The following is a 14,080-nucleotide window of genomic DNA, read 5'->3' on the forward strand; positions in this document are numbered from 1 at the left end:
CGGTGGGGTGCCGGTGGGGTGGGACCATCCTCGCCGCCAGCCTGAACGGTGCCAACGAGGTGCCCGTCCAGGGTTGGCCCGCCGTGGGGGGCAAGGACGGCGCGGCACTGGAGTTCGTGCGGATCAAGGGCGACAAGGTGTCCGTCGCCGTGACCTGGCGCGGTACCGACAAGCGCACTGTCATAGGTCCGGGTGAGGGCAAGAGATCAAGTCCCGTTGCATCGGCAGGGGTTGATACGTTCAGCGTGCGCTGACTCGCCCTGAGAAGGCGTGCGAGCGACTCACCACATCGCGCACTCCTTCGTGAAGCCCAACTCCGGTACACCGCAGTGGATCGCACCCGACCGCAGCGCGGTCAACGGGGCGTCGGCGTGCCGTACAAGGCGGACTACGTGTTCATCAACCGCTGGAGCTAGGGCGCCAGTTCGAGAGGCGGTGCCTCCCGTAAGGGCCAGGGGTTCGACCGGGCGGTTCCTCCAAGGCCTGTGGGCTCGACCGGCGGCGTCTTCCCTCAGGACCCCTAAGGGTTCGGAGGGAGGCGCCACCTCGCGTTGTCGTCCGTGGCGGCTCGGCATGTCATCCCGGAGCAGTACGCGGAGTTGGCTCCCGAGGCTGACGACTCTCGTCGGCCGATTTGGTCAGATGGGTATCACCACTTCTCGCCGATTCGGGTGAGAATGGCGGCGCTAAGGGGACGCCGCCGCCGACGACGGAGGTAAGGCACACATGGCACCGTACGAATCCGACGACACCGCTCGGGCCGACGACGCGGCCGTGCTCGCGGCCGAGGCCGAGGAAGTGCGCTCGGCGCGGCGACGCAAGGCCGCGCGGTACCTCGTCCCAGTCACCGTGGTGGGGGTGGCGGCGGCGACCATCGGGCTCATCCCGGCCTTCGCCGGCTCGGGCGACCCCGATCTGCCGAAGATCAGCGCGCAGGAACTCATCGAGAAGATCGCCGCGTCGGACGTACAGCAGGTGTCCGGCACGGTGAAGATCACCACCGATCTGGGACTGCCCGACCTGGGCGGTCTGGCCGGCGGTCTCGGCTCGCCGATGCCCTCCGGGGGTTCCGGAGAGGACGGCGGTTCCGCCGCCGATCCCTCCTCCAAGCTGCTCGAACTCGCCTCCGGCACGCACACCCTGCAGGTCGCGACCGACGGCCCGGACAAGCAGAAGCTGTCGCTGCTGGACGAGGCGGCCGAGTACAGCATCATCCACAACGGCGACGACCTGTGGGCGTACGACAGCGCCTCGAACGAGGTGTACCACGCGACCGGCGCCGGTGAGGGCAAGGACGACGAGGCCCGCAAGGACGCTCCCGACGCTTCCGAGGACGTGCCCGCCACGCCCAAGGAGCTCGCCGAGGAAGCCCTGAAGGCTGTCGACGACACCACGTCCGTGACCGTCGGCGGGACCGCGCAGGTCGCGGGGCGGGACGCGTACCGGCTGGTGATCGAGCCGAAGCAGTCCGGTTCGACGGTCGGCGCGATCTCCATAGCCGTGGACTCCGAGACGGGGCTGCCGCTGAAGTTCACGCTGACCCCGGCGAGCGGCGGCGCGGCCGTCGTGGACGCGGGCTTCACGAAGGTCGACTTCGGCAAGCCGAGCGCGTCGACGTTCGACTTCACGCCGCCGAAGGGCGCGAAGGTCACCGAGGCCGACGAGATGGAGGAGTCCGGCCACCACGACTCCGGGTTCGACGAGCTCGACAAGGGCCTGGGATCCAAGGACGCTGAGAACTCCACGGCGTCCAAGGACGCCGAGGGCTCAGAGGAGGACTTCGCGAGCGGGCTCGACGGGCTCAAGACCATAGGCAAGGGCTGGAGCACCATCGTCGAGTTCGACACCGGCGCCGAGGGCGGCATGCCGGACGGCGGCTCCGACTCGACCGGTGACGCCCGCGTCGACGGGTTCCTGAACTCCCTCGGCGACCAGGTCAAGGGCGAGTTCGGCTCGGGTACGGTCTTCAAGACCCGGCTGATCAACGTCCTCTTCACGGACGACGGCAAGGTGTACGCGGGCGCCGTCACCAAGGACGCCCTGGTGAAGGCGGCCAACGCGGCCGAGTAGTACAGGAATTGAGGGAGCCCATGGAGGAGCTGTCCGCCGGGTCCACCGGATCCGTCGGGTCTGCCGGGTCCACCAGGATCGCCGGGTCCACCAGGATCGCCGGGTCCGCCGCGAACAAGGACACGGATACGGATGGGGCAGCGGGCGGGAGCGCGGACTCGGCGGTGATCGCCACCCGCGCGCTCACCAAGCGCTACCGCGGCGGGCAGCTCGCCGTGGACGGCCTCGATCTGACCGTCCCGGCGGGCAGCGTCTTCGGGTTCCTCGGGCCCAATGGCTCGGGCAAGACCACCACCATCCGCATGTTGATGGGCCTGATCGAGCCCACTTCGGGCACGGCCCAGGTCCTCGGCCGCCCCATGCCGCGCGCCGCCAAGGCCGTACTGCCCCAGGTGGGCGCGCTCATCGAGGGGCCCGCCCTGTACGGGTACCTCTCCGGCCGCGACAACCTGCTGCGGTACGACTCCGCCGACCCGACCGCCGACCCGCGCACCCGGCGTGCACGCGTCGCGGCCGCGCTGGACCGGGTCGGGCTCACGGCCGCCGCCGGCAAGAAGGCCAAGGCGTACTCGCTGGGCATGAAGCAGCGGCTGGGCCTGGCGGCGGCGCTGCTCCAGCCCCGCCGTCTGCTGGTGCTCGACGAGCCGACGAACGGGCTCGATCCGCAGGGGATGCGTGAGATACGCGCCCTGGTGCGGGAGTTGGCGTCCGATGGCACCACCGTCTTCCTCTCCTCGCATCTGCTGGACGAGATCGAGCAGGTGTGCAGCCATGCCGCCGTCATGGCGCAGGGGCGGCTGATCGCCCAAGGGCCGGTGAGCGAGCTGGCGGCCGGGGCACGCGGGCGGCTCGTCGTCACCACGCCCGACGCGGCGGACGCGGCCCGGGTGCTGAAGGAGCAGGGCATCGGGGACGTGGTGGTGGCGGAGGGGACGGAGGGCGCGGGGGCCCGGGTGACGGCGGAGCCGCCGCCACCGGGCCGCGACCTGGCCGAGCTGAACGCCGCACTGGTCACCGCGGGCGTCCGCGTCCGCGGCTTCGGCCTCGAACGGGCCTCCCTGGAGGACGCGTTCGTGGCGCTCACGGGGGAGGGGTTCGATGTCGCGGGTTGAGATGTCTCGTGCTGAAGCCCTGCCTGAAGCAGCTGCGGGGGCCGCCCGTACGCCCGGCCTGCTGTGGACCTTCGGGCTGTTCCGCAGTGAGTTGGCGACGACGTTTCGGCGGTGGCGGACCATCGCGCTGCTCGGCGTACTCGCGGCCGTACCTGTCCTGGTCGGCATCGCCGTGAAGATCGAGACCGGCGACGGGTCGTCGCCGGGCGGCGGGCCGGGCGGTGGCGGCGGCGAAGGCCCGGCGTTCATCGCGCAGATCACCAACAACGGGCTGTTCCTGGTGTTCACGGCGCTCGCCGCCACCCTCCCCTTCTTCCTGCCGATGGCGGTCGGCGTGATCGCGGGAGACGCGATAGCGGGCGAGGCCAACGCGGGCACGCTCCGCTATCTGCTGGTTGCCCCGGCCGGCCGTACGCGGCTGCTGCTCACCAAGTACGCGACCACGATGACCTTCTGCGTGGTCGCCACCCTCGTCGTGGCGGCCTCCGCGCTGGCCGTGGGGGCGTCGCTGTTCCCGCTGGGCGATCTGACGACGATCTCCGGCACGCGTATCAGCTTCGCCGAGGGGCTCTTCCGGGCGCTGCTGATCGCGCTGGCGGTGGCCGCGTCACTGATCGGGATCGCGGCCCTCGGGCTGTTCATCTCCACCCTGACCAACAGCGGCATCGCGGCGATGGCGACCACGGTCGGGCTGCTCATCACCGTTCAGATCCTCGACCAGATACCTCAGCTCGACGCCCTCCACCCGTACTTCTTCTCCCACTACTGGCTGTCCTTCGCCGACCTCATGCGCGAGCCGGTCTACTGGGACGACCTGCAACGCAACTTCGGCCTCCAGGCCCTGTACGCGGCGGTGTTCGGGTCGGCGGCGTGGGCGAGGTTCATGGCGAAGGACATCGCCTCGTAGTCGTAGTCGTAGTCGTAGTCGTAGTCGTAGTCGTAGTCGTAGTCGTACGAGTCGGCCGCTGGGCTCAGGCCGCCGCGTCCTGCGTGTCGAACGGGAAGCGGGCGAACGGGGCCTTCCGCGCGAAGAACGTCTTGGCGCGGGCCAGTGCCGCCGAGTCGTGGAGTACGTCGCCGGGCTTGCTGCCGTTGCCCAGGAGGACTCCGCCGAAGCGCATGCCCATGTAGGCGGCCGAGAGGTTGAGCGTCCCGGTGAGGGGCTCGGCGGCCTCCTCCTCGGGGTGGGCGAGCGCGGTGACGCCCCAGAGGGTGCGCCCCGCCAGCGTCTGCTTGAAGTCGAGGCCGGGGGTGCGCAGCCAGCCCGACCAGTGGTCCAGATAGCGCTTGGTGTGCGCGGACACCGAGTACCAGTACAGCGGCGACGCGATCACGATGTCGGTCGCCGCGAGTGTCGCGTCCAGCAGCAGCGCGGTGTTGTCGCCCTTCGGCCGTACGTGATCACTGTCGTGGCGCAGATCCTCGAAGTCCGGCAGCGGATGTCGGGCGAGGTCGATCCAGACCTGCTCCACATGGTCGGGCAGCTGCTCGGCGGCGGCGCGGGCCAACAGTTCGGTGTTGCCGTCCGATCGGCTGCTGCCGAGGACGAAGAGGAAGCGGCGGGTCATGGGTCCCCCTGGATATGTAAGGAGGCCGGGTATGCGGCCCACGGCGATTACATGCATAGACAATATATGCGTATGCATGTTCTCTCAAGGGGAAGGAGGATGGGGGTACGGTTATGCCCCTACGGCCGGGTCTGCGGGTGGCAGTTCCAGCGGTGCCAGTTCAGGGAGTGGCAGTTCCAGGAGCAAGGCCATGACGCCGACCAGCGTGGCGCTGCTGACGATCTCGCGGCGGGTGATCAAGCCAGGGATCTCGGTGAGCGGGATCCACTCCAGGCGGTCGGACTCGTTCTGTTCCGTGGGCTCGCCGATCCGTCGCGCGTCGTCCGTACGGAACACGAAGTGCCGGGTGTCGGTGATCCCGGCCGCGGGCTGCGCGTGGATCAGCTCCCGTAGCGAGCCCGGACGCCACCCCGTCTCCTCCTCCAACTCCCGCCCGGCCGCGTCCTCGGGCCGCTCCCCGTCCTCGACCAGCCCCATGGGCAGCTCCCAGCCCCAGGTGTCCGTGACGAAACGGTGGCGCCACATCATCAGCACCCGCCGCCGGTCGTCCACGGCCGCGGTGACGGCGAGGTCCCGCAGTCTGACCACGTGGTAGTCGCCGCGGGTGCCGTCGGGCCGCTCGACGTCCAGCGAGCGCAACCGCACCCAGGGGGTGTCGTGGATCGTGCGTTCGCCGTGAATGGTCCATCGCATGAGGGTCTGCCTGCTCTTCGCTGGAGGGGGGTTTCGGATGTCGGCCTAATGCCCGGCGGCCGTGACTGTCCGGAGCAGCAGGTCCTCCTCGCCGTGGCGGGCGACCAGTTGGAGGCCGACCGGGCAGCCGTCGGAGTCGAAGCCGGCCGGGATGCTCATGGCGGGGTGGCCGCTGAGGTTGAACGCCCAGGTGAGGGCCGTGGAGTAACGGTCGCCGGGGCCGTCGTGGCCGTGTGGGGCGTTGGGGGTGGTGGGGGTCAGGATCAGGTCGGCCTCGCCGAAGAGGTCGGCGAGGCGCCGGTCGTTCTCCGTACGGAGCTCGTGGGCCCTTCGTACGGCCGCCGGGTCGGTGTCCGGCGCGGCGCGCAGGGCCAGCCATGCGGGTCCCGGGTCCTCCAGGCGTACGAGTTCGTCCCGCCGTACGAACCGAAGGAGGCCGGTGTCCGCGAGGCGGAGCGCGGCGGCGTGGGCGAGCGCGGCGGGCTCGGTGTCGGTGCCGGCGAAACCGAGGTCGTCCGACCAGAGGGCGGTGACGGTAGCCGGTGTGTCCCAGGCCGGGGTCGGCTCCTCGTGCTCGGCGTGCTTGATGCGTTCGACGTGCTCGATGCGATCGGCGTGCTCGATGCGATCGGCGTGCTCCGCCGTGCCGTCCCGTACCCAGCGCCAGTACGCCGCCGCGTCCGCGGCGTACCGGGTGAGGACGCCGGCCGCGGCGAGCCCTGTGCGGTCGGGGGAGGGCAGCCGCCGGTTCGTGGTCTTCAGGCCGACGACGCCGCACCACGCCGCCGGGATCCGTACCGACCCGGCGCCGTCCGTGCCGGTCGCCATCGGGACCAGGCCCATGGCCACCGCCGCCGCGGACCCGGCCGAGGAGCCGCCCGGCGTGCGGTCGGCCCGCCAGGGGTTGACGGTCCGGCCGCCGGCCCCGAGACCCCAGGTCTGCCAGGGGGTGCCGGGACCGGGCACGGAGGTCGCGCCCACGGGCACACAGCCGGCCGTGACCAGGGCTCGCGCCGACGCCGTACGCAACCCGTTCCTTCCCTTCACCCCGATCGGCACCCCGGCCAACGGCAGCCGCACCCCCGCCGCGACCCGCTCGTCCACCTCGACTGCCCACCCCACCGCCTCCTCGGCCCACACCTCGACGAAAGCGCACAGCGTCGGCTCCGCCCGCTCGATCCGGGCGAGCGAGGCGGTGACCACGTCAACGGCGCGAAGCTCGCCCGCGCGCACGGCGGCAGCGATCCGTTCGGCGGGGAGCGTCGGGAAGCCGCCGGGCGGGAGGGAGGTGAGAGGAGTGGGAGCGAGCGGTTGGGAAGTAAGCGGCGAAGGGAGGGGGCCTGGGGAGTGGTGCGGTGGGGAGCCGGTCGCGTCGGGCTGCATGGGTTTCTCGGGCTTCTTCACGGTGGATCAGCGGCTCGGGCCGCGTGGGGTGGGCGGGGTCGGAGGGGGTGGGTATCTGAGTGCGGACGGCTGGGGCTGGGGTGACTCGTACCGCCGTGCGCGCTCCCACGCGGACGCTCCCAGTGAAACGGCGTCGCATATCAGTCGTCCGGAGCGTCCAAGAAGGCGGTCGCGGCTAAGAACTCCGCGCTCGCATCAGCGGCAGCGACCAGACGGCGGACGGTTCGGGCGGCGTCGAGGATGTTTTCATCAGCTACTGGGACAGACGGATGTCGTCGGGACGCACGTTGCTCTGGACGGCCAGCTCGTACAGGACGGCTTGTCGCAGAGCCCATTGCTCGGCGGCCTGCTGATGCTCCGGGCTGCCCCGTCCGTGCAGGAGCAGGGCACGGCTCACCGCGACACGTGCCTGCCGGAAGTCGGAGCGGACCTGCTGAGCGAGCTCGCTGGAGGATGCTCCTGGGCCAGCACTCACGGCATCTTCAACCTTCCATTCCACCGGCCACGGTCGGAGCCCTGGCCGCAAGAAGCAATGATCTCGGCCGACTGGACGGCGGTCCGGGAAATCAATGAAATCAGGCGGTGGCGCACCGAGTTCGGGGTGTGTCGGCCTCGCAGTTGGTGCCGTTCGCGGGCGGTGGGGGCCGTCCGCCGTGTTCACCTCAGACCGGCGGACAGCCGTCTCCGAGGCCGCCCGCCCTGACCTGGGTGGGGCACAGAGCGGACGGCCGACTACGGGGCCACTACCGGCCGAGCGGACCGTGGCCGGTGCGGCAGCGGGGGCAGCGGCACGGAGGCCAGCCCAGGGACACGGATGCGAGCGTGGCCGGGCCGGGGGTGTACGCGGTCGGCACTGTCACGCCGACCCGGCGCCCGTTGCTGTCGAGACGGTAGGCACTGATCGTCAGACGCGACGTGCCCGGCTCGGGCGGAGTTCCGGCCTTCATGACAGCACCACCCACTCGGTGACCACGCACTCCACACGGTCGGCGCACGCGCGCACCTCGCCGAGCCGCGCCACGGTCACCGTGCGACGTGTGGTCACTGCTCCCCCTCCCGACGGCGTGCGTCGGGCAGGAGGGAGAGTACGTCCGGCACGGGCGGGAAGTGCGGGGCACAGACTGGGCAGGCGTACACGTTGAAGCCGGGACCGGTCGCCGCTCCCCCCGCTCGGGGCGACCGGGCGCGGCAGTCCGGCCAGCGGACGGGCCGCACGCGGGTCCGTCCGGGAACGTCCCGTCCGGCTCGGGGACGGTCAGTGTCTCCAACGAGCTCGCAGCGGTGCCGCAGTCCCCACAGTCCCCACGTGCTGGGGACCACGTCGCGTTGAAGGCGTCGCGGTGGTCGCCGTCGTGCCCGCCGGGCAGGAGGCAGGGCAAGCGGTGACGGCCCGGCCCCGGATGTTGCCGGCCGTAACGGCGTGCCCCGCACAGGTCCGCCTCGGGGGCCGCCTCGGGGTGCTCGGGAGTCGCGTTCATCGGGCCACCGCCCCAGCACCGATCAGGTGCTGGTCGAGGTCGACGCCGAATTCGGCGGCCAGGACCAGGGCGGTACGGCGCCGGTGTTGCAAAGCCCGCTCATGAGCGGCGAATTCCCGCTCCCACGTGATCACGTACGGGCGGACCATAGCCGCCGTTTCGCCGTCGAGGACGGGGTGAAGCCCGTACGGGGAACGGTGAGCGGGAAGCCGCAGGGCGGCTGTACAGGGCCGTTCAGGGGTGTGCCCGGAGGCTGGCGGGGTGGGGCGCGCGTCCGCCCGTCGCTTGCCGGTACCGGGCTTGAACACGTCCAAGACCCAGCGAAGGAAGGCATGGATAATGCCCACTGTCATCAACTCCACGAAGTTGGTGGCCGCGCCCCCGGACGGCTGTCTCCCAAACGTCGTCGCGGGGGCCTCTACATGAGGTGACTGTACGCTACTTGGTACGTCTTGATACGTCTTGGTACGTCTTCTCACGTGATAACCCGCCCTATGCTGGCCTGAGTTGACCTTTTACGCTCCGGGTCATGATCGAGATCGACCGGGACAGCATCACCCCGATGTACGTGCAGTTGGCATCCGCCTTGCGCGAGCGCATCCGACGCGGGGAGATCCCGGTTGGCCGCCGCATCCCCTCTCACTACGAGCTGGAGCAAGAGACAGGCGGGGCGGTCAGTCGCCGCACCATCAAATCCGCCATTGAAGTACTCGCAACCGAGGGAATCGTTCAGGGCGTGCAGGGCAAGGGCGTGTTTGTGATTGCCCTCCCCGAGCATCCGCCCGCCGACCCGTCCGAAGGTGATGAGTCCGCCGACTGACGTACGGGGTGCGGTTCACATTGCGCGCACCTTACGCGCTTGCGCCGCGATGCAATGAAGAGGCAGCGGCAGTTGGCCGCAGAGCTGTGAGTGTTGTCCGGTGCCCAATCCGTCACCCGGAGCGAGGTGTCCCGGTGGGAGCGCGGGGGCCGCATACCCGAGGCGTGGTTGCCGTTTCTCGCACGTGCCCTCGACGCTCCGGCCGTAGGGCTGGAGCGTCGAGCGCGCCTACGCGGAGTGAGACCGAAGGCCCACCTCTCGACCCGACGGCCACCGTGTGGCGGGGCGCCGGGTACGTGAGCCGTAGGGCCTGGGCCAGTGGGACGGGCCCTGGGGCTTGGATGGTTTGGGGGTGGGACAACGGATGACCCGGAGTTGTCCATTGCGTAGAGGCCGACCCGCATGACTTCCTTACGGCGGTTCAGCGGCTCGGTCCGCCCGGGGCGGGTGGCTTCGGTAGGTTGGGCATCTGCGCGCGGTCCGGCGCGGACGGTCCGGCGCCGGGCTGGACCGTACTGGAGCCGCCACCGCCGTTGCTGGGCCCGGTGCGGAGCCTCGCGGCCTGCGCGATTGGGTTTCCGGGCGCCACGGCCTGCTGCCCGTCACCCGCCCACTGCCCCTGCCCTTGACCCTTCGCCTGCGGCTGTTGGCCGGAAGTCTGCTGGCCAGGTGCCTGCTGCTCGCTGGCGGTCGACGTCGTCGTTCTGGTCGTTGCTGTCGCCGCAACCGACGCTGTCGTGGGTTCTGCCGTAGCGGTGTGGGCTAGTTGCTCCTTGGTGAGGTATGGGCGGGGCTCGACCTTCCAGTCGGGGGCGTCGGTGTCCACTTCTCGTCGGACGATGCGTTCCATGAGCGTCGCCATCTCGACGGGGCCGATGCCGCCGGGGACCGGGGTGAGGTGTTGCGGGATATTGTACGCGGCCCGCTGGACGTCCCCCTTCGCGCTGCCGTCCGGCTGCGGTACGAACCCGGAGTCGACGACGAGCCGGTGGTGTGCACGGAGGTGATCGGGGCCGAGGATGCCGGGGTTGCCGGTGACGGAGACGACGATGTCGGCGTCGTGTACCCGCCTCAGGTCGTCACCGGCGTCGAGTTCCATGAGCCGGTGGCCCTGTTCACGCAGGGTGGTGACGACGCCCTGGCCGACGAACCCCTTGCTGCCGACCACCGCAATCAGCGGATCGTCCTTGGCGAAGGGTTCCACCACGCGGCAGATGCCTTCGGCTGTGGCGCACGCGTTGTAGGGGGAGCGGCCCTTGGTCAGCGCGTCGATGTCCTTGTCCGGGTTCATCCGCTGGACGAGCGGCTGCAGATGGGCCGGCGGCGGGAACTGCACGATGATCGCGCGGGTCGAGGGGTCCTGGTTGGCGCGCTCCAGCACATCGGCGAACTGCGCACGTGTTGTGCCGGGCGGCATCACGATGTGGTCCGCGTGGAAGCCGAGGTGCTCGAAACTCTTCACCTTCTGCTCGGCGGAGACCTTAGACGCCTCCAGCCTCACTTTCCAGTCGGGCGGATCGTTCTCCGCCGGCTGGAAGCGGATGATCGCCACCCGCTGTCCCGTCGGGGCCACGACGTCCCGATAGGGGGCGTACAACTCCTTGGCCTGACGCAGTACGTCACGCCCCGACACATGTTCGGTCACTCGTCACCTCACCCCCGCGTCGCTTCGTGGTCGATGCGGGCGAGTACCTGCGGGACGGGTTCGAGCTTGTGACCGATGAGTTCCTCGACGTCCTGGGCGGTGAAGGTGCGGTCGCCCTGGAGGTCGTCGCTGTGCCCTTCGGGGCCCGCCGTGAGAGTGATCTGAGTGAAGGACTCGGGCCCGGTGGGGTCGTGGTACGAGAACTCGCCGAAGTGGGCGATCCAGAACACCTCTACCGGCTCGGTGCCGAATGCCCGGCGCAGGACGGGCAGTACGGCGTCCGCGACGCTGCCGAAGTCGTCGGTGATGCCCCGGTCGTCCGGGTTGCTCGCCAGTTCGGACACGATTGCGACCACCCGGCCGGTGGCAGGGGAGTGCACCGCCCGCACCAGCGTGTGCGCCCGGCCGGCTCGTCGGTGGCGCCAGTCGACGACGTCTTCCCAGTACTGACTCCTGCTCGGACTCATGAGTGCTCCTTTTTGCGATTGGTCAGCGGTGCGGACCCTGATTTTTTGGCTGGTTCGGAAGACGAGGGGGCGCCGTGGGCTGGTGCGCGGCGGGGGAAGCAGGAGTGGCCGTACCGCTGACTGAGCGGAGCCTGCTGGCAGCGGAGATTCGTACGGTGCTGTCTCCCATCCGGAAGGCCTGGGCTTGGGCCGGAAGTGCCTGAGCCCCGGCTGGCGGGGAGGGATTGCCTCCCACTTGCCTGAAATCGCCTCGATCGGAGGTGATAAGGCCAGTGGCGAGCCCGCGGTCGGCCAGTTTTTCGGCATTGTCCCGTCCGATGGAGTATCCGCGACCCGAACTGCTCTGTGCGTACAGATCCTTGATCATTCCCTCTGGTGCCATACGGCCGCCATACTTGTCCCGTCCAGCGTCGAACTCCTTGCGCCCGGCCTCCCAGCGAGCGGCGTTCTGCGCCAGGCACTGTTCCAGCGGGACCTCGACGGAGAGGACAACACGTTTTTCGTAGCCCTCCCGCTGAAGGTCGGTGAGGAGGCGGGAGTTCTTGTCGAGGTTCTTGAGGGTGGCGTCGTAGAGAAGGTTGTAGCCCTCACCGCGCGCCCAGATTTCGAACTGGTCCTGGAGGAAGGCCGATTCGCGGTGTATCAGTGAGGCCATCTCCGAGGGGGACAGCTGGCGGCCTTCGGGAAGGCGCATCTGACCGGAGTCGAGTTGTGGCAGGCCCCCATGCTCGAAGATGGCGACCTTGAACTGATCCGGATCCAGTGCGACGTAGCTGTTCAGATCCACGCCGTGGACCCGCATCAGCTCCCGGCCCAGCTCGGAGTCCTGACCCTGCCATTGCGAGAGGTTGGCCTGCGCGCCGCCCTTGCCTGCGCCCGGCGCTCCGGCCGTCAGCAGCGCCGCGTGGCCGTCGCGTGGGAGCCCTTGGCATCTGTCCTTGAACTGCTCCAGCACAGCGAGGTGCAGCCGCTCGCGCTCCGGCTCCCACAGCTCACCCCGGGCGAAGCGGCTGAAGGTGTCCTGGGGGCCGGGTGACAGGTCGCCCCCGGAACCCATACGGCGTTGCAGCTCGCCATAGAGAGCCTTGTATCCGTGGTCTGTCATGCGTCGCGTGAGGTGCGTCGGCGGTGGATCTCCTCCACGTCCTCACGTGTGAGCCGTCCCAGGAGGCGCTCTCCGGCCACGACGGACAGCGTGTTGTCCTGGTGGCTGGGCTCGGGATGAGCCTCGTCCCAGTCCTCCACCTCGAAGCGCCAGGACGCAACGGTGTCCAGCATTTCCTCACGGGGAATCTCACCTGCGGCGTACCGCCTGATGTAGTCGCGAAGTGATGGTTCGTTGGTCATGAGCGCATTCCTTCCGATTCTTCGTCAGCTGCCGCAGCACGTCCGGTCATATGATCTTGTCCTATCAGAGTCCTGCATCTTGTGCGGTTCGGTATCAGCGCTCCTGTCGAACGGAAATGCGCAGACCGGCGCCGTTCTCCCGCAAGGTGAACACCGCTCCCTCCTTCAGTACCGCCGCCGGGAGCTGTGTCCCCTCGGACAGGGCCTTCGGCGAATTGGTGTTCACGTTCAGCTCGATCGCGGACTTGCCGCCGTTGTCGGCGTCGGTCTCTCCGTACATGGTGCCGTCGTCCGTGAGGGCGCGGATGTTGATGGTCCGCCGGGTGCCGTCGCCGACCAGGCAGAGTCCCTTGCCCGCCTTGACGTCGAAGACGACGGAATCAAGCGCGAGATAGCGGCCGTTGGGGGAGGTCACGGCAGCGGTGACGTTGTCCGTGCCCTCCTCGCCGCATGCCATACTGGCCAGCAGTCGGCCGCTGTGCAGGTCGTGGGCCGACCAGAGCCGGGTGTCCGAGCCGTCTGCTGACTTCCAGGTGGCAAGGAACATGCCGCTGTCGACCCCGGCGAAGGTTCCGCTTACGTACCCGCCGACGGAGGTCTTCCCCGGGTCGGCTGCCTCGGGCGCGATGTCCTGGGAGGCCCAACTGCCTTTGACACCGAAGCCGCCCAGGTTGTTGGTGCCCACGGCACCCTTCGGAGTGGCGGCCACTACATCTCCGTACACACACGCCGAGGGGCACTGGGGGACCAGCTTGCTCGGATCGTCGTACTCCGTGACTTTGCCTGTTGTGACGTCGACGGTGGCGCCGAGGTGTCGGGAGGGTTCGTGCCAGGAGACCACCAGACCGGCGTCGCCTCCACTGTCGTAGACCTTGACCGTGAACGCACTGACGGTGCTGACGGGCACGGAGACTCGGCGCAGCGGGGCGACGGACGAACCGGAACCGTCCATCGCGTAGAGGTCGACCTGCACGACTTCCTGGCTCTTGGCGAGAGCATCTCCCGCCTGCTCGCCGTGTGACCAGGCGGCAACATAGGTGCGGCCTCCCTGCCGAACGACGGTCACCTGCGGGATTTCAAGCTCGTCCTCGTAGTACCCCAGGTTCGGCTCGTCAGTTATCGGTGTCGGCACCTGATACCGGGCGCCCGTCCACCGCACCTTGCCTGTGGCACCGTCACGTGCCTGGACCGCGTATCCGTCATCGGACCGGAGGATGTACGCGACCGTCTCCCCGTCTGTAGTCACAGGCATCTGTGACTTGGTGTTCTCCGGAACCCAGCCGATTTCCTGGTCCCGAGCAGCACCCCTGCCAGGGCCACGACCACGGCTGCCTTCGTCCTGCTCATCTTCTGTTCCTTCTCGTAACAGTGGTGTCCTCGACAGCCTCAGTCGTCTCGGACGACCTCATGTCCTGCCAGTGCATCCGGTGGTGTCCAGCACACCCGGCGGCACTCGGGAATATCGGCCGTCCCTAC

Annotated in this window: 15 protein-coding genes; 5 read left to right on the top strand and 10 right to left on the bottom strand. The window is 69.3% G+C overall.

Translation table 11 applies throughout. The features are described 5' to 3' along the window. Positions 1-59 precede the first annotated feature (59 nt). The 4 genes from CES90_RS24070 (at position 60) to CES90_RS24085 (ending at position 4,089) form a co-directional block, all read left to right on the top strand. Positions 60-254 (top strand): hypothetical protein, encoded by a 195-nt coding sequence (locus tag CES90_RS24070; protein ID WP_189783236.1) that lies wholly within the window; start codon positions 60-62, stop codon positions 252-254. 472 nt (positions 255-726) lie between these two features. Further along, the gene (locus CES90_RS24075; RefSeq protein WP_189783235.1) at positions 727-2,070 is read left to right on the top strand and encodes a LolA family protein; all 1,344 of its coding nucleotides are present in this window, start codon (positions 727-729) and stop codon (positions 2,068-2,070) included. Positions 2,071-2,090: 20 nt separating this feature from the next. Beyond that, a complete protein-coding gene (locus tag CES90_RS24080; RefSeq protein WP_229913829.1) occupies positions 2,091-3,182 on the top strand; it encodes an ABC transporter ATP-binding protein in 1,092 nt (363 codons plus the stop codon). 1 nt (position 3,183) lies between these two features. Then, positions 3,184-4,089 (top strand): ABC transporter permease, encoded by a 906-nt coding sequence (locus CES90_RS24085; protein WP_189783234.1) that lies wholly within the window; start codon positions 3,184-3,186, stop codon positions 4,087-4,089. A gap of 64 nt (positions 4,090-4,153) precedes the next feature. Here the strand turns inward: CES90_RS24085 and CES90_RS24090 are convergent, their stop codons facing one another. From CES90_RS24090 to CES90_RS51645, 5 genes are all read right to left on the bottom strand, one after another. Continuing rightward, the gene (locus tag CES90_RS24090) at positions 4,154-4,750 is read right to left on the bottom strand and encodes a flavodoxin family protein (protein WP_189783233.1); all 597 of its coding nucleotides are present in this window, start codon (positions 4,748-4,750) and stop codon (positions 4,154-4,156) included. A 111-nt stretch (positions 4,751-4,861) separates the two neighbouring features. Then, positions 4,862-5,443: an NUDIX hydrolase gene (locus CES90_RS24095; protein WP_189783232.1), complete on the bottom strand. Its 582-nt coding sequence runs from the start codon at positions 5,441-5,443 to the stop codon at positions 4,862-4,864. A 45-nt stretch (positions 5,444-5,488) separates the two neighbouring features. Beyond that, complete coding sequence (locus tag CES90_RS24100) at positions 5,489-6,826, bottom strand: amidase (protein ID WP_189783231.1); 1,338 nt, start codon at positions 6,824-6,826, stop codon at positions 5,489-5,491. Positions 6,827-7,100: 274 nt separating this feature from the next. Continuing rightward, a complete protein-coding gene (locus CES90_RS24105) occupies positions 7,101-7,322 on the bottom strand; it encodes a hypothetical protein (protein WP_189783230.1) in 222 nt (73 codons plus the stop codon). Positions 7,323-8,321: 999 nt separating this feature from the next. Continuing rightward, positions 8,322-8,459, bottom strand: a complete 138-nt coding sequence (locus CES90_RS51645) for a hypothetical protein (RefSeq protein ID WP_308437856.1) — start codon at positions 8,457-8,459, stop codon at positions 8,322-8,324. A 395-nt stretch (positions 8,460-8,854) separates the two neighbouring features. Between CES90_RS51645 and CES90_RS24115 the strand changes: the two genes are divergently transcribed. After that, on the top strand, positions 8,855-9,145 hold the full coding sequence (locus CES90_RS24115) for a GntR family transcriptional regulator (protein WP_189783228.1): 291 nt from the start codon (positions 8,855-8,857) through the stop codon (positions 9,143-9,145). Positions 9,146-9,566: 421 nt separating this feature from the next. Here CES90_RS24115 and CES90_RS24120 read toward each other — a convergent pair whose 3' ends face one another. From CES90_RS24120 to CES90_RS24140, 5 genes are all read right to left on the bottom strand, one after another. Further along, on the bottom strand, positions 9,567-10,790 hold the full coding sequence (locus CES90_RS24120) for a bifunctional 5,10-methylenetetrahydrofolate dehydrogenase/5,10-methenyltetrahydrofolate cyclohydrolase (RefSeq protein WP_189783227.1): 1,224 nt from the start codon (positions 10,788-10,790) through the stop codon (positions 9,567-9,569). A gap of 8 nt (positions 10,791-10,798) precedes the next feature. Next, entirely contained in the window at positions 10,799-11,257 is a 459-nt protein-coding gene (locus CES90_RS24125) for a hypothetical protein (RefSeq protein WP_189783226.1), read from the bottom strand. Between the two features lie 22 nt (positions 11,258-11,279). Next, a complete protein-coding gene (locus CES90_RS24130; protein ID WP_189783225.1) occupies positions 11,280-12,362 on the bottom strand; it encodes a zeta toxin family protein in 1,083 nt (360 codons plus the stop codon). Further along, positions 12,359-12,604 carry a hypothetical protein gene (locus tag CES90_RS24135; protein ID WP_189783224.1) on the bottom strand — a complete coding sequence of 82 codons (246 nt, stop codon included), beginning with the start codon at positions 12,602-12,604 and terminating at the stop codon, positions 12,359-12,361. Before CES90_RS24135 ends, CES90_RS24130 begins: the two co-directional genes overlap by 4 nt. A 94-nt stretch (positions 12,605-12,698) precedes the next feature. Next, positions 12,699-13,856: a hypothetical protein gene (locus CES90_RS24140; protein ID WP_189783223.1), complete on the bottom strand. Its 1,158-nt coding sequence runs from the start codon at positions 13,854-13,856 to the stop codon at positions 12,699-12,701. Positions 13,857-14,080 lie beyond the last annotated feature (224 nt).

This window comes from Streptomyces capitiformicae (assembly GCF_002214185.1).
In the GTDB taxonomy this organism is placed as follows: Bacteria; Actinomycetota; Actinomycetes; order Streptomycetales; family Streptomycetaceae; genus Streptomyces; species Streptomyces capitiformicae.

Coding starts and splice junctions, on each gene's coding strand:
- CES90_RS24080 (WP_229913829.1), top strand. CDS start 2,091: ATGGAGGAGCTGTCCGCCGGGTCCACCGGATCCGTCGGGTCTGCCGGG.
- CES90_RS24125 (WP_189783226.1), bottom strand. CDS start 11,257: ATGAGTCCGAGCAGGAGTCAGTACTGGGAAGACGTCGTCGACTGGCGC.
- CES90_RS24140 (WP_189783223.1), bottom strand. CDS start 13,856: ATGCCTGTGACTACAGACGGGGAGACGGTCGCGTACATCCTCCGGTCC.
- CES90_RS24090 (WP_189783233.1), bottom strand. CDS start 4,750: ATGACCCGCCGCTTCCTCTTCGTCCTCGGCAGCAGCCGATCGGACGGC.
- CES90_RS24095 (WP_189783232.1), bottom strand. CDS start 5,443: ATGCGATGGACCATTCACGGCGAACGCACGATCCACGACACCCCCTGG.
- CES90_RS24135 (WP_189783224.1), bottom strand. CDS start 12,604: ATGACCAACGAACCATCACTTCGCGACTACATCAGGCGGTACGCCGCA.
- CES90_RS24130 (WP_189783225.1), bottom strand. CDS start 12,362: ATGACAGACCACGGATACAAGGCTCTCTATGGCGAGCTGCAACGCCGT.
- CES90_RS24085 (WP_189783234.1), top strand. CDS start 3,184: ATGTCTCGTGCTGAAGCCCTGCCTGAAGCAGCTGCGGGGGCCGCCCGT.
- CES90_RS24075 (WP_189783235.1), top strand. CDS start 727: ATGGCACCGTACGAATCCGACGACACCGCTCGGGCCGACGACGCGGCC.
- CES90_RS24100 (WP_189783231.1), bottom strand. CDS start 6,826: ATGCAGCCCGACGCGACCGGCTCCCCACCGCACCACTCCCCAGGCCCC.
- CES90_RS24115 (WP_189783228.1), top strand. CDS start 8,855: ATGATCGAGATCGACCGGGACAGCATCACCCCGATGTACGTGCAGTTG.